This is a genomic window from Leptospira venezuelensis, from assembly GCF_002150035.1.
GTDB lineage: Bacteria > Spirochaetota > Leptospiria > Leptospirales > Leptospiraceae > Leptospira_B > Leptospira_B venezuelensis.
The window spans coordinates 491,612-512,544 of sequence record NZ_NETS01000011.1 but is presented as its reverse complement, the minus strand read 5'-3'; the positions used below and the strand labels follow the sequence as shown (position 1 = coordinate 512,544).

Below are 20,933 nucleotides of genomic sequence, written 5' to 3'. Positions count from 1 at the left end.
TTTCTTAATAATCGATTCCAAGCTGAGCAGGGATCCCATTTTTATAAGGGTGTTTGGGGGATTCTATCTGAGTGACTAAATCTGCCATATCAGTTAAAAGGTTAGGGCAATTTCTGCCTGTTAGAATAATATGTAGGTCTTCTGGTTTTTTAGCTATAACGTTTGATACTTCTTCCGGAGTAAGCCAGCCATAGTGAAAAGCGTAAGTGATCTCATCTAATATGATTATTTTATAAATTTCTGAAAATATCATCTCGCATGATTTTTCCCAAGCTGATCTTGCAGCTTTTTTGTCTCTGTCAAGATCATCACTTTCCCAGGTGAAACCGAGCCCCATTACGTGAAAGTCAAGATCAGTAATGGTCTTTGCAAATTTTCTCTCCCCAGTTTCCCATTTTCCTTTTAGGAATTGGACAACTCCACATTTCATTCCTCTTCCTAATGCTCTGAATAGAATCCCTAATGCAGCAGTGGTTTTTCCTTTTCCGGGTCCAGTGAATACTAAGATAAGTCCTTTTTTGTCAGAGGAAGTGTTCATTTTGTTTCCGAGACGATTTGTTTCTTATTCGCTTTCCTGAATTTATGAGAGAAGTCGGAAGCATAAAGTCTGGAATCTGCAAAATCATGGCAGTCTAATACTTTACCGACAAATATTATAGCAGTCGCAGTGATCTTTTCCTCTTTCACCTTAGATACTATCGTTTCCAGTGTGCCAGTTACTATTTTTTGCTCTGGCCAAGTTGCTTTTTGTACAACGGAAACCGGGCAATCCTTACCATAGTGAGGAATAAGGTCTTCTACAATTTTACGAATATGTAAAACACTTAAAAAGAATACTAAAGTAGCTCCGGTAGAGGCAAAAGTTTGCAACTTCTCTTTTTCTGGCATGGGAGTTCTTCCTTCTGCCCGAGTAATCACTACGGACTGAGAAACTTCCGGAAGAGTAAGCTCTTTGCCAAGCATAGCAGCTGCGGCTGTAAAAGAAGAAACTCCAGGGACGATTTCGTATGGAATTTCTAGTTCATCCATTTTTCTCATCTGTTCAGCTGTGGAACCGAATATGGACGGATCTCCAGTGTGAACTCTCGCGACATCTTGGTCGTTCTTTTTAGCTTCTTCTAAAATGGAAATAATATCCTCTAAAGTCATTTTAGAAGAATCTAATACGGTTGCCTTCGGATTTGCTCTTTCGATCACTCTTTGCGGTACAAGTGAGCCGGTATAAAGAACAATAGGGCAGGTCTCTACAAGTCTTGCACCTTTGATAGTGATCAGATCCGGATCTCCAGGACCCGCGCCAATAATATATACTTTCATAATAATACACTCAGTCACATTTTAAAATATTATCTCTGAAGGAAGCCCATACTTGCTTAGGAGAATTCCCAAGCCATCTTGCATCTGCATATTTGTTATTTTCCCAGAGAGTCTTTTTACTATTGTCTAAAACATAATTCCAGAGCCTTTCACTAATAGATGAATTCCTATAAATGGAGAATAGATCGTAAACTTCTTCCGGAGAACCTTCCGAATTGAAGGAAATCAGAATATCGAAATTAAATTTAGAAAGGATAGAATCGTCTTTAATATTTAGTTTTATCCATTTTTGATCCTGTTCGACAGGATTATAAAAACCGAATGTTTCCAGGTCGATTGGTTGTTTCAATTTTCCAATTAGGTAATAATCTTCACCATTTTTATAAAGAATAGCTCCACCCATACGCCCTAAATATTGGATTTTTTCTTCGGATTTTAATTCTGTAATTTGTTCTTCATTCTTTTGGGGAGAAATCTCCAAAAATTGTAAAACCTTTAGAGCAGTGGCCACGGAAGAATCTAGGGACTCAATAATTTCTTCTTTTTCTTGTTCAAAAACGGTGGTACTAGTTTTTACGAAGGCACCTTGTATTTTAGTGATATTTAAATTAGGAGAAGGTGACTCTTTCGGAATTCTGATTGCCAAGTCGTCCTCTGTTCTCAATGAAACTGCTCTGTTTTGTCCCGGTTTCAAGGAGCCATCTTCTAAAGAGTATTTATTTCCGTAACCTCTTGGTGTTACAAAAAATCCTTCATAAACAAAAGATTGAGAAGAACCGATGATGACAGTTGTATTCATCCCAATCTCAAATTCCAAAAAATGATCCAGATCTGAAAACTGAATATTCTCCTGTCTACGATATGCACTTTTTACGAGCGCAACTGGTGTTGTTCCGGGTCTGTATTGTTTTATGATACGAGCAGCTTCTACAATCTGTCTCTGTCTTCTGCCGGAAGCAGGGTTGTATAGATTTATCACAAAGTCTCCTTTGGCTGCTGAGTCGATACGCTTTTCGATCACTGTCCAAGGAGTCAAAAGATCGGAGAGAGAGATTCTGGCGGAATCATGAACCATAGGAGCTCCCACAAGAGATCCGCAGGAGCTGTCAGCACTAATGCCTGGGATCATTTTGATCTCAGGAGAATCCCCTTTTTTCCAACCTGTTTTTCTTAAAACTTCGAATACAAGACCAGCCATTCCATAAACACCTGCGTCGCCGGAAGAGATTAATGTAACAGTTTGTCCGGACTTCGCCGATTCCACAGCAGTTTGAGCACGAGTGATCTCTTCTGTCATACCGGTGCGAGTGACTTGTTTTCCGTTCAGATGATGTTTTACTAAATTGATATAAGTTGTGTATCCTATTATGGAATCCGCTTCTTTAATCGCAGATAACGCAGCAGGAGTAATATGGGAATCGTTTCCTGGACCGATTCCCACAATATTCAATTTTCCTTTTGTGGTTTCGTTCATACCTTCTCCAGAATAGGCGAGCGGGATTCTGATCTGGTCGCAAATGGTATTCTTGAAATTGCTATAGTTAGATTTTTTCCACCTTCCGTTTCTTTATATTTCTGTTTAGTTACGAGTAATTTATCTGAGCCAGAAAGTAGAAGTGCAGATGCTTCACTGACAGAACGAGTTCCCACATATTCGGATGCTGCTTGGGAAATTTCTGAAATTCCTTCTACACAATCTAGTTTTTCCGAGGAGAATGTTATAAATTCCCAGCCGTATTTTTTTGAAATTTCTAAAAATGCAGGCTCTTCTTTTTTGGCATCTACACTTGCAATTGCTCTTATGCTATCTAAAGATAGATTATATTCTTTTAATACTTTTATTATTCCATTCTCTACTATTTCGGTTGAGATTCCTTTATCGCAACCCAAGCCTAAAACCAGTGATTTAGGTCTATAAATGACAGAATTAGAATATATTTCCGGAGTTTTTGTTTTGATGTCTGTTCTATCGCTTGCGATCAGTAGGATTTCATAATCTTTCGGATTGATATTCTCTAGATTAATAGAATATTCTACACCCTTAGGAAGATTTTTCTCCAGAGGCCAGAAATTCGACTCACCAGTTTCTTGCACAAACAAGACTTTAGTTTCATTTACTACTGCGGCACAGGCTCTTGTTACGTTCCTATCCTGATCTTCTAAGCTCCAACCCAGATCCCTTCCTAGAATATCCACAGTCAGCGTTCCGGAAACATCTGAAGCTGTCGTGATCACTGGAATATTTTCTAAAAGATCGGAAATCTTCTGAGTAAAAAAATTTCCTCTTCCTACATGGCCCGATAGAACACAAATGGTGAATTTTGCCTGGTCATCTATGCAGAGAACCGCTGGATCCGTCTTCTTGCTGACTAAAAGAGGAGAGATCATTCTAACAACTGCTCCTACGCTGATCACAAAAATATGGCAATCGTATACCATAAAAGTTTCCCTTAGCGTGGGTTCCATTGGAAGACTTAACAGTTTGGATTCTTTTGGAGCTTCCGAAATAAATTTAGGAGAAACAAATATATCTGCTCCTTTTAAAGAATTGAATAGTTCTTTTCCGGTCTTTAATCCATGTTTAGTAATTACATAGATTGCGTAAGGTTTTCTATTCTGAATCATCTGAAATCCCTCTCAACACTCCTTTCCGTTTTCGGATAGAAATGACTACCATTGAAAAATAATCACATGTTTCGTTTTTGATAGATTCTATGTCTTTTACGATCCTTTGACGGTCTGTTGTTCCGTAAGATACATAGGTTGCATTTTCTAGAATATTCTGCTCTTTTAATATTCTGATCAATTCTGGAACCACTTGTCCAACTTTTGTCAGAACAATAGTGTCAAAATCTTGGATAAGTTTTTCTAGATCTTCTAATCCATAGGTTGCTGGAAGGACACAAAATCTCTCTCTTCCGTCTGCAAGAGGGGTAAGTAAGCTGGCGGGGATGGCAGTAATGGAAGAAACTGCCGGAACAATCTCGATTTCTATACCTGGCCATCTCTCTGGAGCTTCTTCTAATAAATAACTCCAGGAGCTATAAACGGATGGATCTCCTTGCGTGATAAATGCAACATCTAAACCTTTTTCTAATCTAAGACCGATTTCTTTGAATGCCTTATCCCATGCTGGAATAAGTATATTCGGATCTTTGGTCATTGGAAAATGTAAGAATAATTTCTCTTGTGTTTCTTTTTCCTGAACCACTGGAGAACATACTCTCCATGAAAAAGAGGGAAGTGATTCGCTACTTTTAGGAATTGCGAGCACAGGAACTGTATTTAAAACGTTTACTGCTCTGAGGGTGATTAGATCCGTTGCCCCCGGGCCTACTCCAACTCCGAATAATTTTCCGTATTTTGTTTTTACGTTCATGAAATGTATTAAGATTTCCTAATTTTAAAGATATGAATTGGATTTAGAGCTTCATATCTGAGATAATCCGCTAATTTTTGGCTTCTGGAGATGTTGATCAGGCTCACTTCAGGGATTAGGTCCATGTCTCTAAATGTTTTATATGCTTCTGAAACATTATCCAAGGTGATAGCATTTGCTACTAAACAACCGCCTGAGCTTAAACGATTGAAAGAAAGTTCGATGATTTCTTTCAGATTCCCTTTGGAGCCTCCTATAAATACGCAGTCTGGAGAGGGAAGATCTTCCAATGCCTGAGGAGCTTTTCCGTGTATTAAAAAAACATTATCTGCTTTGTGGGAGAGTATATTCTGTTGGCAGATCTCTATTCCCTCTAGATCCACTTCGATAGCGTATACTTTTCCTTCTCTCGCGATCCTCGCAGCTTCTATGGAAACAGCTCCTGAACCAGCTCCGATATCCCAGACTAAGGAATCTGGTCTGATTTCCAGCGCAGAGAGAGAAAGTATTCGAACTTCTTTCTTAGTAATTAGTCCTTTCTTAGGGAGGCGTTTAGCATATTCATCTTCTCCTAAAAAAGGAAGAAGCGGAGAAGGTTTCCAATTCGGATCTTTTCTGATTAGAATAAGTACATTTAAGTCGGAAATGCTAGGAGTCTCCGCCAAAGTATCTAACTCGAATTCGCGGACTTTTTCTTCTTTTCCACCCAAATTTTCACAAACGAATGCGTTCCAATCTGTTTCATAAAAATTTAATAGATACTTTGCGATTTTAGAAGGGGAGTTTATCTCGTCTGTAAGACACGCAACCTTGGATACATTTTGTAATTTTGTAATAAAGCCTTCGATAGGTCTCCCATGTAAGGAGAGAAAAGAAGCATCGTCCCATTTGACTCCGATTTTAGAAAAAGCGGTTTGAACGGAACTTGGGGCCGGAATGAATTCTACATGATCTCTTCCAACTTTTTTTAAGATGAGATTTCCAATCCCGAAAAATAGAGGGTCTCCCGAGGCAAGGACGCATATTGTATGCTCTGCAGAAAGTTCTGCGATCTTCTCCGCAGTTCGAACAATATCATTTTTTATAATGATCCTTTCTCCATCAAATTGAGGAAAGAAGTCTAGATGCCTTTCTCCACCAGCAAGAATTCTTGCCCTCGCGACTGCACCCATTGCTTTACTGGATAGCCCGACGCAGCCGTCGTCTCCGATCCCAATTACAGTAACTGCTTTCAAAATTTCTTCTCCGTTGAAAGAAGTAGAAGTGCATGAATGATTGAAACTGCTATTGTGCTTCCTCCTTTTCTTCCTCGAGTAAGGATATAGGGGATGGAATATCCAGATTGAAATTTGATATCCAGTAATGCTTCTTTGGATTCAGCAGCGGATACAAACCCCACCGGAACTCCAATCACCAGAGAAGGACGGATACCTTCTTCTTGCACAAGTCTTACTATCTCTAAAAGTGCAGTGGGTGCGTTTCCTATTGCTATTACACTTCCATTCAAAAGTCCTAAATTAGAAGCCTTGCGCATGGATTCTATAGCTCTGGTTGAATTATTATCTTTTGCCCTTTGGATTACTTCGGGATCACTGATGAAGCTATATGTTTTGCAACCGTATGCTTCTAAACGTTCGCTATTCAGACCGGCAATAATCATCTGAACATCGCAAATAATAGGACACCCGTTCTTCAAGGCTTGTATCCCGTCACTGATTGCATTTGTATGGATCTTTGTTAAATCTCTGTATTCAAAATCTGCAGTCGCATGTATGATCCTTCTGACAACTTCCCAATCACCAGGCGGATGCGAATGGTTTCCCGCTTCTTCGTCTATGATGGCAAAAGAACTATTTTCGATCTCCCTTCCTAAGGAAGTCATTTGTCGCATGTCATTCATTTATTCCGCTTTCTCCTTTGATTCCCCAGCCTTCTGGAGCTTCAAACTTTCCTAATAATGTTCCGTCGAAATCCACCATATAAGTGGAAACTCTTAGGCCTAATCCATGTTTAGAACAATTTTCTGAAACGATCTCGCAGATCCTAGTGGTTATATAGAAGTGTCCTGATTCTTTACAAATATCTAATACATGCCTTGCTGTATTTGCCGCTTCTATATTTGAGCAAACTGTTTCTGGGATCTCCAGGGATCTTGCAATATTGGCAAGCATCTTCGTGTTTACAGAAGAGCCCCCTCTATGAGTCATCATAACTCCGTCGGCCATCTTGGAGAGTTTTCCGATCATACCTACTATGATTACGTGATGAATGTCTTCTTTGATTGCGGTCTTAATTCCCGTTCCTATAAAATCACCGACTTGTATGAATGCGATCTCATTCATATTGGGAAGAAGGTCCATTGCAAACTTTTCGGACTTTCCGCCCGTAGTTAAAACGATACTTTGTTCTCCGTATTCTCTCGCGACCTGTATTGCCTGTATTACACTTGCCTTATATGCAGCAGTCGAATATGGTTTTACGATCCCGGTTGTGCCTAAGATTGAGATCCCTCCTATCAATCCGAGACGCTCGTTCATTGTTTTTTTGGCCATCTCTTGGCCCCCCGGAACACTGATCGTAACTTCTGCACCTGAGAATGCGGAACCGATCAATTCCTCTAATATCATTTCGGTAATATTCTTTCTGGGAACTGGATTGATTGCAGGTTCTCCTATCTCTAAGCCGAGTCCTGCTTTAGTGACTACTGCTACTCCTTCTCCACCTTTTAAAACGATTTTGCTTTCTTGATTGAGTTTCACTTCCGCAGTTAACTCTGCTCCATGGGTGCAATCTGGATCATCTCCCGCATCTTTGATAATGCTGCAAACAGCGCTATCATCGGAGATCTCACAACGTTTTAATTCAAAAGTAACTTTTCTTTTATTAGGAAGAGTAGTTTCAATTTCTTTAATGGTCTGACCTAAGATCAGGACTCTCGCTGCTGCCTTGGCAGCAGCAGCGGAGCAAGCTCCTGTAGTAAATCCTTCTCTTAGTTCCTTTGTTGCCATTAAAACTTAACCGATGCTTACTGCAGGTGACGAACTTCTTTGCGTATTAAAGAATGTTTCCATTCCGATCCTTGATTCCAAGGTTCCTAAACGGACTAGTTCGGATCTAATTTCTCTTAGGATATTTCCGTCTCCGCTTAAGAATGCGTTATCGGGAACGGTACAGTCTCCCAAAATCGATTTCAAAATTTCTAATGCTTTTGAGATCCGATGTGGATCTGAAATAAAAGGAATTTGGAATATATTAGGAAAGTTAGAAACTCCTGAGAGGATTTTTTCTAGTTCATTTTCAGGGATAAAATCTTCCTCTTTTGTTTTCAGCCAAACCGTAATAGTGCTGTCTAAGCGGCTTGAAAATTTTTTCGAAAGAAGAAGTCCTGTAAGAGAAGTGATCCCGGTGTCTGTTGCCAAAATTAGAGAAAAACCTGGAGAAGGCCATGTTGGATCTCCTACAAATTTTCCCCAAGGACCAGAATATTCCAATTCTGATCCTAACTTTAATTCAGATAGAATACTGGATGCTTTTCCCGTTCCTAAACGTTTTACGCAGATCTGAAAGGAGTCTGTTTTTGAATCGGATGACAGGATAGAATAAGCTCTCTTGATCGCCTTTCCATCGGTATCATTCCCGGTATTTAGGATTACATATTGTCCACCTATAAAATCAAAAGGTAGACCATCGGCTCGTTCAAAATGGTATATATCAGAAGAAGAGCTTAAATTTTCCTTATGGATCAGTTTGAGAAGTTTTTGGTTCAATGTTCCTCCTAAGAAGGATAGATCTCATGCACGAAATCATGCATTTCTTCCAGATCCAGATATAATGTTTGGAATGACTTCGCAGAATTTTTCAGATCTAATTCCACTTTTTTAGTAAGTATCAAAAGAGATGTATAATATCCGGATTTAGGATCTCCGGAAGGAAGTTTAGAAATTGTTTGTTCTAATTCTACCAAACTTGCTTCGAAAAATCGGATTAGATCATCAAAATTATTCGCGTTCGTCAAAGATTGGATTGGACCAGGAGAGGAGAGGGCTTCCGGTCCTATTTCATTTTTTTCATGTTGGATGACGGATTCGTCCTTGATCCCAAGAACATTCATCATTCCTAATCTTAAAGCTGCGATTTCATGACATGCCATACTATATTCCTATTGCATAATATTATCTACTAAACGAGAAACTAATCTATCTTGTAAAAGATGTTCGGAAACGAGATCTTCCGCATCTTCTACATTTACTTTTTGGTACCAAACTCCATCGGGATAAACTGCCACTACTGGACCTTCTCCGCATCTTCCCATACAAGAAGAGCGAGAGATTTTAAAATCTAAATGCCTACCTTGTAATTTTAAAATGGACCTCATCCGAGCGACTAAGGCTGAACTTCCTTTGCTTGCGCAATCTATATTATCGCAAACAAATATATGCTTTTGTAAATTACGGTGAGGGAACAAATGAGGAGCTGCTTGATTATGAGTTTCCAGGTGACGAATACTCCAGAGAAGCGCCTTTAATCCTCCAACTTTTTTGGAAAGGCCGGGAAGTTGTGCTCTGTATTCGCAAGTATCACATGGAAGAGAAAATTTTCCTGAGATACTATCTTGGATCCTTTCATCCATTACGGAAAATAATTCCGAATCAGGTCCTATATAAGAAGAGAGTTCCGTTTTGATCCAAGGGAATTTTTCTGAAAAGTTTTGAACCAAGGAAGATATTTTTTTGATCAATAATCCACCGAATAAAAAGTAGGGGACCACCAGAAGTTTTTCCGGTCTTAATTTAGAGGCCATCTCTAAGGTATCCGGAAGAAGAGGGCTGGTTATCCCTATGAAGGAAGGAAGAACAAAGGAGAAATGATTTCCTTCTTGGAACAAACGAACAGTTTTATAAAAGTCACCGTTCGCATTCGGATCAGAAGATCCTCTATTTACGATAATAACTCCAGTTTTAAAAGATTGTTCTTTGTTTAGAGGTATAAATTCTTCTGCACGTTTTCTAAGCAAAGAAACCATCTTAGAGTGGATGCCTAAACTATTTGAAATTTTGAAAGAGTGGGCAGGAAACTCTGATTTGATTCGATCTAGAACGATTGGAACATCGTTTTTGATATGACCAGAAGTATATAAGAATAAAGGAAATATTATAATATTAGAATAATCTTTGCAAAGATCCCGAAGAGAGGTTTCCAGATCTGGTTTTGCAAGTTCCACATATGCATGTGTAATTTTTAGATCTGGTCTAGTTAGTGAATAGGATTCCACTAGGGAGACAAATTCTAGATTGGAATTTTCTTCCCTACTTCCATGGCCTAGTACCAGAACTGCAATCTTCGGTTTCATTTAAATCCCAATACCTGCCTTGGTTTCCAGAATAGGAAGAATAAAGAAGATAATAGATACCAGAAGATCAGGTTTATGAGTAAGGTTATGTATTCAAATTGTATCCTTAATTCCTTAGGAGCGGCAAAGTCCCCAGGAATTTTAGGCGTACCAAGATAGAATGGAAGTCCTACAAAAAATAGAGCCGCCACTAAAGCGACAATCCATTTTAATAAATTATGAATATGTAAATAAGATAGAAGGACTCTTGATCCAAATATACCAACTAAACTTGATCCCACACTAAGATACCACCAAGCCTGCCTTTCTGGATAATCATAAGCTCCTGATGCTCTTCCTGGTAATTCTGGAGGGAGTCCTATAAATGGGAGCCCGAAGAATATTAGGAATCCACCTATGGCAATCAGAATACTTGGTAATATTGCTTTAGATAGGGAGGGTGCCTCTGAAAATCCAAGTGGGGGAAAAAAGATCATCCACAATGAAACTAAAATTCCAAAAGAAATACCTAAAAGAATGGAGCCTATAAAAGTTCCTAAATTTCTTTTTTGCCAAAGACTATTGTTCAGGACTAATTCGGTGGAAGAAGATTGTTCATTCGTGTGAGAATGAACTTCTCCATGTGAATGAATATGTGTATGGCCGAGATTCGAATTTTCTGATGCGGATTTGGATTCAAACTTCTCCGCTTCTAAAATGAGAGGAAGATTCCAAACACAAACCAAGACTCCTAGAACAAGACCAGAAACCAAACCGGAAAATATCCCAGCCCTTAATAGATCAGAAAGTCCTGATCTTAATGGCATGGAAAGCCCGTAGAATGTCTTATATCATGAAAAGTATCGTGCAAATACACCATTGGTTCCAGGCCAACTACGTAGATCGTAGAAAAAGCGAGAAACCCAGCCAAAACCAGGACAGATCCGCTAAGCCATAATCTGGCTCCCGAAAAATCTTTCGAAACTGAAATCGAGCGCATAAAAATCCCTCCTAAGAGATCTTCGCCTAACAAGATATAAACGATACTAATGCAAAACGGATCTCGCCGAAGCATTGTATTCGCAAAAATTAATTTGAGTTTAGTTACGTAACCGTCTTACATCCGAGACTGGATAACGTAGCTTCAGGATTTTTATAAGGCGTTTTCTGACTCGAGATCGTCCTACTCAGCACGTCTTCCCAGGTTTTACACCCAGTGACATCTTGTGCCTTTTGTCCCTCTTACAGCGGCGGGTACCGTGACGGAATTGCACCGTCTTCCCATAGATGGAGACATCTATGTTCCTACAAAAATAGACTGAGATTTCAGGATCTATTTAGGTGAGTAATTTTGTATAGTATTTTATTTTCGGCCGAGCAAAATTCTCTATACCTCTCCCCGGCCTTTCTGTTTTTTCTTATCTAGTCTAGACTGGGCTGCTTTTAATTCAGAATCTGTAAGTTTAATACTGAATTCAGGAAAATGTCTGAATAGAAAATATTGAAGCCAAGAATCCCACCCTGTATATCCGATAAACTTTTTGTTCGGTATCCATTTTAAGATCGCTTTTGCAACTGAATCAATCGCATGAATTCTGTTTAATGCAGAACCCATTTCAATTTCTTTACTCAATTCAGGTTTGTCGGTATTCTCCTTTTCCAAACCAGGAGTATCAGTTGTAGGAGGAAGAAATAATTTTACCTTCACTCCATGAAGCATCATTTCTTGGCGAAAACCTTGGGCAAAGCCTACGATCGCAAACTTGCTAGCAGAATAAGCTCCATATCCGTAGATAGAAAAGAACGCAAGGGTAGAGGCCAAGAATACGATCTCTCCACTTTTTTGTTTGGAAAAATGATCACTGAATGCGAGTGCACTATTTACATGACCGAAAAAGTTTACATCCATTAGATTTCTATAAACTTCGTCGTCCAGGTCGGAAGCTTCTCCTGCTTTAGCAAAACCGCTGCTGCAGATTAGAAGATCCAATCCTCCCAAGGTTTGGATTGCTTTTTTAGCTTCTTTTTCGATGGCCTTTTTATCGGAAACGTCCAAAATTGCGAACCCGAATACAGCTGTGGGAGCTCCTACAGCCTTCATCTCTTGGACAGTTTTTTCTAAGTTAGATTTTCCCCTTGCAGAAACAATTACACTTGCTCCTGCCTTCGCTAATTGGATCGCAATTCCTTTGCCTATACCCGCGGAACCGCCTGTAATAAATACTTTTTTGCCTTTGTATCTGCTGAATGACATATTGAAAAATTCTCTTCGATGCGGGCAAGATTTCCCTTTTTAGGAAACTATTCAATCTAATTCGAAACTTTTTACATAAAGAATTGGAGAACTTGTTCCAAAACCTTAAATTCCTGGTTTGATCCCAAAACAAATCTTGCCTTTTCATTCCCATGATACTGAATACGGGAGAAATCAAGGCACTAAGATGTATGAAATACCTTTATTGGAAAACCTAAGGAAGAAGATCCCAAGTTTGGAAAAAAATTGGGACCGTTATACTTCTATGTTAAAAGAAAAGAAGGTACCGGCAAAAACTGTACTCATAGAAAGAGGAGTTTTTACCAAAAACATATTTATTGTTAAAAAAGGATGCCTCAGATTAAAATTTGAAGATAAGGGACGAGATATTACGATCGCATTTTTTCCGGAAAATAGAGCGATCACTTCTATCCATAGTTATAGAGGTACTTACAAGGACAGCCAACTTAGTGTGGAAAGTATTGAACCTACGGAACTGCTTATACTAAGCGGAGAAGATGCAGAAATTATTTATAAAGAGAATGAGGAAGTTCGGGACTTTTTACTACAATACGTTGCTGAAAGATTTGATACTTATATGAATTTGTTTTTGTCTAGAATTAGGGATAGTCCGGAGCAACGATATTTGAATTTGATCAAAGAACAACAGGACATTGCAAATCGTATCCCGCAACATTATATTGCTTCCTTTTTAGGGATCACACCTGTTTCATTAAGTAGGATCAGAAACAGGATCTGGAAGGAACAGAAATAACTCTTGTAGAAAATTCCTAAATAGTAGAAGGATCAGAATCATCTTTTATTCCAAAATCGGAAAGTATACGGAAAATTTTGTACCAGAACCGAGTTCACTTTCTACTTTAATCTTTCCTTTATGATTTTCTAAAATACCATAAACAATAGAAAGTCCGAGTCCGGTTCCTTTACCAGGCTCTTTTGTCGTAAAGAATGGATCGAATATTTTACGGATCGTCTTTCTGTCTATCCCTGTGCCACTGTCTAAAATTTCTATTACAGCGGTTTTTTGAGTCTTTTCAGGAGAAATAAATTCTCCTTCCTCTGTTTTAAGTCTTATAGAAAGTAATCCACCGTTAAGCATTGCATCCTTTGCGTTTAAAAATAAGTTCAGAAAAACTTGATGTATCTGAGTATGGTCTGACTGTACTAAGATCGGATCTTGAGGGAGATCAGCAATTACTCGAATGGATTTAGGAAAGGTAGATGATGCTATATGGACTGCTTCCGAAAGCAAATCGTTCAAAATTGACGGTTTAAGATCTGATTCGACCTTCCTTGCTAGTGTCAAAAGTTGTTTGATTAAAGATGATCCTCTTTCAGCAGTTTTCCTAATGATTTCAGAATATTGTAAGATCTTTTGCGGATGTTCCGAGTTCTTTTCTAAAAGGGTAGTGTATCCTAAAACTACAGTTAGGATATTATTAAAGTCATGAGCAACTCCTCCAGCAAGGGAACCGATTGATTCCATTCTTTGAGAATGAATGAGCTGCTTTTCTAATTCATGATGTTTCGTAATGTCTTGGAATTGTACTGCAAAATAATTCGGATCTCCCTTTCTGTTCCGTATCAAAGTTGCATCTACTTGAACCCAAAGTTGATGACCGTCTTTATGAATGTATCTTTTTTTCCTTTTAAATATGGATATTAATCCTTTTAAAAATTGGTCCCTTGATCTGTAATCTTCTTCCAGATCATCCGGATGAGTAATGTATTCAAAGCTCATTCCGGCTAATTCATTTTCAGAATAACCTAAAATTTGGGAGAGCGCAGGGTTAGCGCTAATAAATTTTCCTTCCAAGGAGATTATCGCAAATCCATTCGGAGAATGATAAAGTATATTCTTGAATTGTGCCGCTTGGCAGAACCATTCATCCCAGCCTAGTTCTTTAGGCAGAAAGTCCTTCTCTAAATAACCAGAGGGTTGGTTTATTCTTGGAGGAATTTCATCGCAGTCTTGCATAACCTTCTCTTCCATGCTATTTAAGACAGAGAGAGGAAAGCGTTTCGTCTTATCTATTGTTAATAAATTATGTAACTATTTTAACCTCTGTTTGGCAACAAAGTATAGTCTAACTAACTCTAGAAAATATTAAGAAGTTTAACTTCTCCAAAAAAAGAAAGGAGGGGCGAAACTTCGACCCCCTCCTTAGGAAAGGATTGCCTTATAGGGAGGCGGAGACCATGAGATAAAAGAATTTAGAAGTATCGTCGAATGTGTATCGATTATCTGGATTGGAAGCAAATGGATTTGTTCTTTCGTTGCCGATTGCTTCTTTAGCTTTTACGAGAGAAATTCCCATCCAGATAGAAACTGATTCAGTATAATTGTGGATCCAGGTAAAGTCATATTGGTAGAATAACCTTCTTCCCAATCTGGAATTTTCGTAGGAGAACTTATCATTAGAATAATTCTCTGTGCTTAAACCAGTATTCGGAACACCGGAAACCTTATACCAAGCATCTTGCAGATTTGCCTTCTGGGTATCGTAAATCGTAAATATGAACATTCCATATTCGGTTTTGAGATTTGCACGAATGGAATAAGATTTTATATTTTCAAATCCAGCCATTAGGGATTGCCCGTTCATAGTGTTCCAATTGGGGAATGAACCGGCGATCTGAGGAAATAAACTCTGCCAAGTTCCTACCTTAGAATCTGATCTATTCGGATCTCCAGAAGCATACGTATAACCTAATCCTAAGCGGATCCAATCGTTGATCTTAATGCCAGTATCCAGAGAGAGAAGTCTCGTATCATACTGAACCTTCTCCGTATAAATATTTTTACCGTTAGCCGCCTTTTGGTCTAAAATATCCCAGTCTGCCTTTACTCTGTCTCCAGTCATTCCAGACTGCCATGCAGATTCAATAGTCCAGTCCCAAATCTTTCCAGCAGGCAAAAGATTATTATTCGTTCTATTGGTGAATCTAAGGCCGGTAGTCAGTAGATCATCTCTCTGTTTTAAACGATTGTCGAAGTCTGTCGGATTCGGGTTTGGTATCCATTTTTTAGAAACTTCAAACATATATAGATCCAGATGAGCTTCCTCTCCGAACTTGATGGTATTATAAGCACAAAAAAAGTATGCTTGGTCGATCGAACCTTTAGATCTTCCGTTACTCGTGGTTAAGCCGTATGGAGCATCATATTGATTGGACAAGATCGTTCCGAATACATGTGATCTAAACCATTGAGAATCATGAACGAATCTAACACCATCAAAAGCAAAACCGGTATGAAGCCAGTTTAGTGGACCCACAATTTTTAAATCTCCGAAAGCAAATACTTGTCTTCCTACAAAAACTGAAACAGGTAGTTTATCAGTTTTTTTGAATACTATGTAAGCTTCTCTAATATCAGTATTATTCCTAATATTTGTGTTTGTAGAAGTAGCCGGAGTCAAAGTGGTTCCGGCACCTGTACTGAGACCGTAAGTCCAGTTACCTGCATTCTGAGGAGTTTGACTACCACCCCAAAGCCTACTATCTTGTACAGTCACTTTGATCGCATAATAGGGGGAAGGATCGAATAAAAACCAAAGTTGGGTGTTCTGTCCTACGAAAGAGCTATAATCATCTGTCTTCTTATTGAAGTCTGGATTCTCCCTAGCTTCAAATCTAGGACGGAGAGATGCTCCCAATTTCAAATTATCTAACCAAAACAGATCCGACTTTTGAGTATCCTTCATTTGTTCAGGAGTAACTAAAAGAGTTCTGAGATGATCCACAGGAATATTTCCTTTCCAGGGAGAATTATATTTAGGCTCTTGCTTTTTAGTTTTTGGATCAGCAGATTCCGTCTTATTCGGATCGGAAGAGGGCAGAGGATTTTGAATTATTTCCTTTGTATTCTTATTCGGATCCTCTTCTGAATAAGCAGAACTACTAATAATAATAGTTATTAAGAGAAGTACAAAGTTAAATTTGGATTTCGAGATAGTATTCATCCAGGAAACAACCCACAGTAAAAGTATCTTTCTAAAACCTCAGCAATTACTGTGCCAATGTTTTAAAAATATGGGATTGTTGAATAAATTGGCAGATTAAACGGGTTTGCTGAAATTAAATTCGTGTCAGGATTTTTAAGTACGATGGAGAAGGATACTTATTGTATAATTTCTATGCATTTAAGGGGAATATTCTTCGTGTAGTAACTTCGACAATTGTAGAACGATATTTGAGCGAAGCGAAAAATCACTATTTAATATAAAATATTCTATTTGGCATAAAATTTGCTAATTAAGAGATGATGTCTATGCTTAGTTTCTTGCGGAAATTGAATCCATAATGTTCTATCAATTCCAATTCAAGTTCGTTATTGAAACGAATTATACTTTTAGCGGTTTCTTCTAATGAAACTAGTAATGGGCCTTTTCTGGCTTCTTGGATTTCCTTTTGCAGATTCCAGAAATATTTACTATTTTGGAGAGACTTCTTCTTATCAGTCTGTTTGCTTTCGGAAACTCTTTTATATACTGAAACGAGTTCGTTTGGGGTTTTTACATTTATATCGACTTTTTTTAATTCGTAGGAGAATTCCGGATCGTTGCCGTTCTCGGGAGCTGATTTCGTTTTCGAGATCACTGAAGGGAGAAGTTTGGAAATGTCTTCATAGATTGGAAAGGCAGCGAATATCCAATTCACAAGATTTAAGCAGGAAAGTTTTGCAGGAGATCTTTTATATTCCGCCCAGACTTCTTCTAAAAAATCCGCTTGGGAATAGAAAAAAAACAAAATTTCATGCTCGTTCTTCTCTTTCATTCTTTGGGTTCGAGCCTGGGGACCCGTCAGCATCCAAGGGATACTTTTTCTTTATATGCAGGATAAATGCCAGATCTAAAAAAGAAAGGCAATTCGTTTCCAATCACTTTGAATGCTGATTCCAATGTATATTCTACACTTATTGACCTGATAGAACCAAGGAATCTTGGCTGTAGGAGTTTTGTCGAAGATACTACATTGCAAAGATTCTATACAAACTGCCTTAGAACTGAGGGTAAAGGAACCTATTTCCAGCGAAAGCAGAATCCAGAAGGCTCTATTTTACCCGTTTTTCAAATAATCCAGGATATGGCGTGATAATTGCATGAAGATGGATATGCAAAATCTAGAAACCTATCAGACCACCTGTCCGTACTGCGGGGTGGGTTGTGGCCTGAAGGTGGAAAAATCTGGGCAACTCGATATTTCTGTGAGCGGGGATCCGGATCATCCTACAAATAGAGGACTACTTTGTTCCAAGGGGATGAATTTGCATTATTCCGTCATGGATAGGACGGATCGGCTTTTGTTCCCCATGATGCGGGAGGATCGTTTCTCTCCATTAAAAAGAACTAGTTGGGACAAGGCGCTCGACTTAGCTGCAGAAAAATTTAGAAGTTATATTCGGGAATTCGGTCCTGACTCGGTTGGATTTTATGTTTCGGGGCAACTTCTAACAGAAGAATATTATATTATAAATAAGTTAACTAAGGGTTTTCTCGGAACAAATAATATAGATACGAATTCTAGACTTTGTATGAGTTCGGCAGTCATGGGATATAAGATGGCATTTGGAGAAGATGCTGTTCCTGTCGGTTACGAGGATTTAGATCTTGCGGATTGTTTTTTAGTCGCAGGAGCAAATCCGGCCTGGTGTCATCCTATCGTATTTAGAAGAATTGAAGCTAGAAAAAGAGAAAATCCAAATATCAAATTGATCGTGATCGATCCTCGTAGGACCGAATCCTGCGAACATGCAGACATTCATTTGCAAATTGCCCCGGGAACGGACATTTATTTATTTCATGCAATTGCAAGAATTCTTATAGAGAAGGACTGGATAGACCCTAAGTTTATCCAGGATCATACGGAAGGGTTCGAAGAATTAAAGACAAAGGTTTTTGAAATTTCCGTTTCTAAAGCGGCGGAGATCTGTGGTGTTTCTTCAGAACTCATTTATAAAACTGCAGAGTATATTTCTAAAGCGAATGGTTTTATTAGTCTCTGGGCTATGGGGCTGAATCAAAGTGTAGTTGGAGTAAATAAAAATTTAGCTCTCATCAATCTTTCTCTTCTTACCGGTCACATAGGAAAACCTGGCTCCGGTCCTTTCTCCTTAACGGGACAATCCAACGCTATGGGTGGAAGAGAAGTAGGCGGGCTTTGTAATCTTCTTCCTGCACATAGAGATCTGGAAAATCCGGAACATAGAAAGGAAGTCGCAAAATTTTGGGGAGTGGATTCTATCTCAGAGACCCCAGGTTATAGCGCGACGGAAATTTTTGAAAAACTTGCTTCTGGAAGAATGAAAGCAGTTTGGATCATCTGCACAAATCCTGCAGTAAGTCTTCCGGATGTAAGAGCTGCTGAGTCAGGCCTTCGTCTCGCTGAGTTTGTAGTCGTTCAGGATATTTCTGCAGATTCAAGTGTGATACCTTTTGCGGACCTTGTTTTGCCTGCTGCAGGTTGGGCGGAGAAGAAGGGGACCATGACAAGCTCTGATCGGAGTATTTCGGTTCTTTCTAAAATTTTGGAACCTCCCGGGGAGGCAAAGGCGGATTCTTGGATCATCCAAGATTTTGCGAAAAGAATGGGATTTGGTCCTTCTTTTAATTACTCTGATGAGGAAGAAATTTTTCTGGAGCACTGCAGATTAACTGAAGGAACTAAGATTGATATATTAGGTTTAGATTATGAAGAAATTCGTAAACATAGAGTTGTAAGATGGCCTTATCCTCGGAAAGGACATTCAGATAATGTAAGGTTATTCGGAGACGGAAGATTTTATAGAAAGAATGAGAAGGCGAGGATCCATTCCGTCAAATCTGAAGATGATTCAGAAAAGCCAGATGAGGATTTTCCTTTGGTTCTTACCACAGGTAGGATCAGAGACCAGTGGCATACTATGACTCGGACTGGTAAGGTGAGAAAATTACGAGAGCATAGGCCTGAACCTTTTTTAGAGATCCATCCGGATGATGCTTATAAATATGATATCAAAGATGGAATGGTTGTAACCATTTCGAGTAAAAGGGGATCTGTTCGGGCAAAGGCACTTCTGACTGAATCAATCAAACGTGGCGTTGTGTTTTTGCCGATGCATTGGGGGAGAAAGAATGGAACAGATATATTCAGATCTAATAATCTTACGAGTTCAGCCTCTGATCCTTTTTCTAAACAGCCTGGTTTTAAAATTTCTGCAGTTCGCATTACTCCTTATAAAAAACCTAAAGAGAAAATTCTCATTGTAGGCGGCGGAACCGCAGCTTACGCATTCTTAAAACAGTATAGGGATCTCGCTCCCGGAGACGATATCACTGTTATGTGTAGGGAGGAAAATCCGTTTTATAATCGTGTGCTTCTTCCTGATTATATTGGAGGAGAGAAGGAATTTGACGATCTAATGCCTACTGATCCGGAGGAAGTCAAATCCTGGAATTTGGATCTCTTCCCAAATAAATCGGTTCAGATGATCTATACGGAAGGGAAGAAGGTCCGTGATACCGAGGGAACATTATATTCTTATAATAAACTTGTGCTTGCTATGGGGAGTTCTCCTGTTTGGCCCACAAAGGTTCCTCCTGAAATGTTGGGTGTATTCAGTTTAAGAAGTAAATCGGATGCAGATCGGATCAAAGGATTTTTTGTTCCGAAATCTCATGCATTGATTGTTGGTGGAGGACTTTTAGGTTTAGAACTTGCTGCCGCTTTAAAAGGAGTAGGCGTGCAGGTGACAGTTCTTGTTCGATCCGATCGTTTGATGTCCCAAAAGCTGGATGCAGTCGGTGCGGATATCTTAAAAGAAGAAATACTCGCCAGAGGAATAGATCTTATATTCGAATGCGAAATTTCTAAAATAGAGGGAACGGAAAGAGTCTCTAAAGTCCAACTCACGAATGGAAATTTTGTAGAGCCGGATGGAATCATTTTTGCAATTGGGACAAAGCCAAATTTTGAGATCGCAGTAAAGGGTGGATTAGATTGTAATAATGGAGTTGTAGTTGATTCTTTCTTACGATCCAGTGATCCTGATGTGTATTGTATAGGAGAAATCGCTGAACATAAGACCGGAACTTATGGGAATATTTCTGCAGTGGATGATCAGGCAAAGATCGCAGCTCAACATCTATTCGGTTATGCGTTTAATGAATACACCGGTTCTCTCCACGCACATATTTTAAAAATCCCTGGATTAGAATTGGCAAGTATTAGGCTTCCGGATGTTCCAATGGAAATTCCTCAGGATAAAAGAGGGGAATTTGAAGAGATCATATTCTTAGATCGCAAAAAACGTTTTTATAAAAAATGTATTATACGGAACGACAGATTGGTAGCCGCCATCTTAATCGGAGACAAATCTTCTTTTAGTAGAATGAAGGACTGGGTTTCTTCCGGGATTGAGTTGGGGGATCGGAGAAAACATTTACTGAATGATGGAGAGATCATGAAACCTCTCCAAGGAAAAGTTGTCTGTTCTTGCAATGGAGTTGGAGAGGGGAATATTAGAGAGGCCATCCAAGGCGGAGAAAGGACCCTCGAGGCAATTGGAAGAAGAACTGGAGCAGGAACAGGATGTGGTAGCTGCCGTTTGGAAGTAACCACGATCCTGAAGAATATGTTAAAAGAGGCTTAAA

At 39.0% G+C, this 20,933-nt stretch carries 19 protein-coding genes and 1 riboswitch; of the genes, 2 read left to right on the top strand and 17 right to left on the bottom strand.

The annotated features are described in order from the left end of the window. Positions 1 to 4: 4 nt before the first annotated feature. From cobO to B1C82_RS18520, 14 genes are all read right to left on the bottom strand, one after another. On the bottom strand, positions 5 to 538 hold the full coding sequence (cobO, locus tag B1C82_RS18585; protein ID WP_086449075.1) for a cob(I)yrinic acid a,c-diamide adenosyltransferase: 534 nt from the start codon (positions 536 to 538) through the stop codon (positions 5 to 7). Continuing rightward, positions 535 to 1,317 carry a precorrin-4 C(11)-methyltransferase gene (gene cobM, locus B1C82_RS18580; RefSeq protein WP_086449074.1) on the bottom strand — a complete coding sequence of 261 codons (783 nt, stop codon included), beginning with the start codon at positions 1,315 to 1,317 and terminating at the stop codon, positions 535 to 537. Before cobM ends, cobO begins: the two co-directional genes overlap by 4 nt. Positions 1,318 to 1,327: 10 nt before the next feature. Next, a complete protein-coding gene (gene cobJ, locus B1C82_RS18575) occupies positions 1,328 to 2,791 on the bottom strand; it encodes a precorrin-3B C(17)-methyltransferase (RefSeq protein ID WP_086449073.1) in 1,464 nt (487 codons plus the stop codon). Then, a complete protein-coding gene (locus tag B1C82_RS18570) occupies positions 2,788 to 3,942 on the bottom strand; it encodes a cobalt-precorrin 5A hydrolase (protein WP_086449072.1) in 1,155 nt (384 codons plus the stop codon). Before B1C82_RS18570 ends, cobJ begins: the two co-directional genes overlap by 4 nt. Next, entirely contained in the window at positions 3,929 to 4,696 is a 768-nt protein-coding gene (gene cobI / locus B1C82_RS18565) for a precorrin-2 C(20)-methyltransferase (RefSeq protein ID WP_086449071.1), read from the bottom strand. Before cobI ends, B1C82_RS18570 begins: the two co-directional genes overlap by 14 nt. Positions 4,697 to 4,704: 8 nt before the next feature. After that, positions 4,705 to 5,931: a precorrin-6y C5,15-methyltransferase (decarboxylating) subunit CbiE gene (gene cbiE, locus B1C82_RS18560; protein WP_086449070.1), complete on the bottom strand. Its 1,227-nt coding sequence runs from the start codon at positions 5,929 to 5,931 to the stop codon at positions 4,705 to 4,707. Beyond that, on the bottom strand, positions 5,928 to 6,596 hold the full coding sequence (locus B1C82_RS18555) for a precorrin-8X methylmutase (RefSeq protein WP_086449069.1): 669 nt from the start codon (positions 6,594 to 6,596) through the stop codon (positions 5,928 to 5,930). The genes cbiE and B1C82_RS18555 overlap by 4 nt, the downstream gene beginning before the upstream one ends. Further along, positions 6,589 to 7,704: a cobalt-precorrin-5B (C(1))-methyltransferase gene (locus B1C82_RS18550; protein ID WP_086449068.1), complete on the bottom strand. Its 1,116-nt coding sequence runs from the start codon at positions 7,702 to 7,704 to the stop codon at positions 6,589 to 6,591. Before B1C82_RS18550 ends, B1C82_RS18555 begins: the two co-directional genes overlap by 8 nt. Before the next feature lie 6 nt (positions 7,705 to 7,710). After that, on the bottom strand, positions 7,711 to 8,463 hold the full coding sequence (locus tag B1C82_RS18545; protein WP_086449067.1) for an FAD-dependent oxidoreductase: 753 nt from the start codon (positions 8,461 to 8,463) through the stop codon (positions 7,711 to 7,713). A gap of 8 nt (positions 8,464 to 8,471) precedes the next feature. Then, complete coding sequence (locus B1C82_RS18540; RefSeq protein ID WP_086449066.1) at positions 8,472 to 8,846, bottom strand: DUF3209 family protein; 375 nt, start codon at positions 8,844 to 8,846, stop codon at positions 8,472 to 8,474. A gap of 9 nt (positions 8,847 to 8,855) precedes the next feature. Beyond that, entirely contained in the window at positions 8,856 to 10,046 is a 1,191-nt protein-coding gene (locus tag B1C82_RS18535) for a CbiX/SirB N-terminal domain-containing protein (RefSeq protein WP_086449065.1), read from the bottom strand. Then, a complete protein-coding gene (locus B1C82_RS18530) occupies positions 10,043 to 10,852 on the bottom strand; it encodes a CbtA family protein (RefSeq protein ID WP_086449064.1) in 810 nt (269 codons plus the stop codon). The genes B1C82_RS18535 and B1C82_RS18530 overlap by 4 nt, the downstream gene beginning before the upstream one ends. Continuing rightward, positions 10,843 to 11,025 (bottom strand): CbtB domain-containing protein, encoded by a 183-nt coding sequence (locus B1C82_RS18525; protein ID WP_086449063.1) that lies wholly within the window; start codon positions 11,023 to 11,025, stop codon positions 10,843 to 10,845. Before B1C82_RS18525 ends, B1C82_RS18530 begins: the two co-directional genes overlap by 10 nt. Before the next feature lie 141 nt (positions 11,026 to 11,166). Continuing rightward, positions 11,167 to 11,349: riboswitch (cobalamin riboswitch) on the bottom strand. A gap of 63 nt (positions 11,350 to 11,412) precedes the next feature. Then, positions 11,413 to 12,279, bottom strand: coding sequence for an SDR family NAD(P)-dependent oxidoreductase (locus B1C82_RS18520; RefSeq protein WP_086449062.1), 867 nt, complete (start codon positions 12,277 to 12,279; stop codon positions 11,413 to 11,415). A gap of 136 nt (positions 12,280 to 12,415) precedes the next feature. Here B1C82_RS18520 and B1C82_RS18515 point away from each other — a divergent pair, with 136 nt between their 5' ends. Continuing rightward, positions 12,416 to 13,054, top strand: coding sequence for a Crp/Fnr family transcriptional regulator (locus B1C82_RS18515; RefSeq protein ID WP_240509602.1), 639 nt, complete (start codon positions 12,416 to 12,418; stop codon positions 13,052 to 13,054). A gap of 45 nt (positions 13,055 to 13,099) precedes the next feature. Here the strand turns inward: B1C82_RS18515 and B1C82_RS18510 are convergent, their stop codons facing one another. From B1C82_RS18510 to B1C82_RS18500, 3 genes are all read right to left on the bottom strand, one after another. Beyond that, complete coding sequence (locus B1C82_RS18510) at positions 13,100 to 14,278, bottom strand: two-component system sensor histidine kinase NtrB (protein ID WP_234008369.1); 1,179 nt, start codon at positions 14,276 to 14,278, stop codon at positions 13,100 to 13,102. Positions 14,279 to 14,480: 202 nt separating this feature from the next. Next, complete coding sequence (locus B1C82_RS18505; RefSeq protein WP_086449060.1) at positions 14,481 to 16,265, bottom strand: alginate export family protein; 1,785 nt, start codon at positions 16,263 to 16,265, stop codon at positions 14,481 to 14,483. A 292-nt stretch (positions 16,266 to 16,557) separates the two neighbouring features. Then, a complete protein-coding gene (locus B1C82_RS18500; protein WP_234008370.1) occupies positions 16,558 to 17,112 on the bottom strand; it encodes a hypothetical protein in 555 nt (184 codons plus the stop codon). 304 nt (positions 17,113 to 17,416) lie between these two features. On the opposite strand from B1C82_RS18500, the gene B1C82_RS18490 reads away from it, so the two are divergent. Beyond that, a complete protein-coding gene (locus B1C82_RS18490; RefSeq protein ID WP_199775786.1) occupies positions 17,417 to 20,932 on the top strand; it encodes a nitrate reductase in 3,516 nt (1,171 codons plus the stop codon). The last annotated feature ends 1 nt before the right edge of the window (position 20,933 follow it).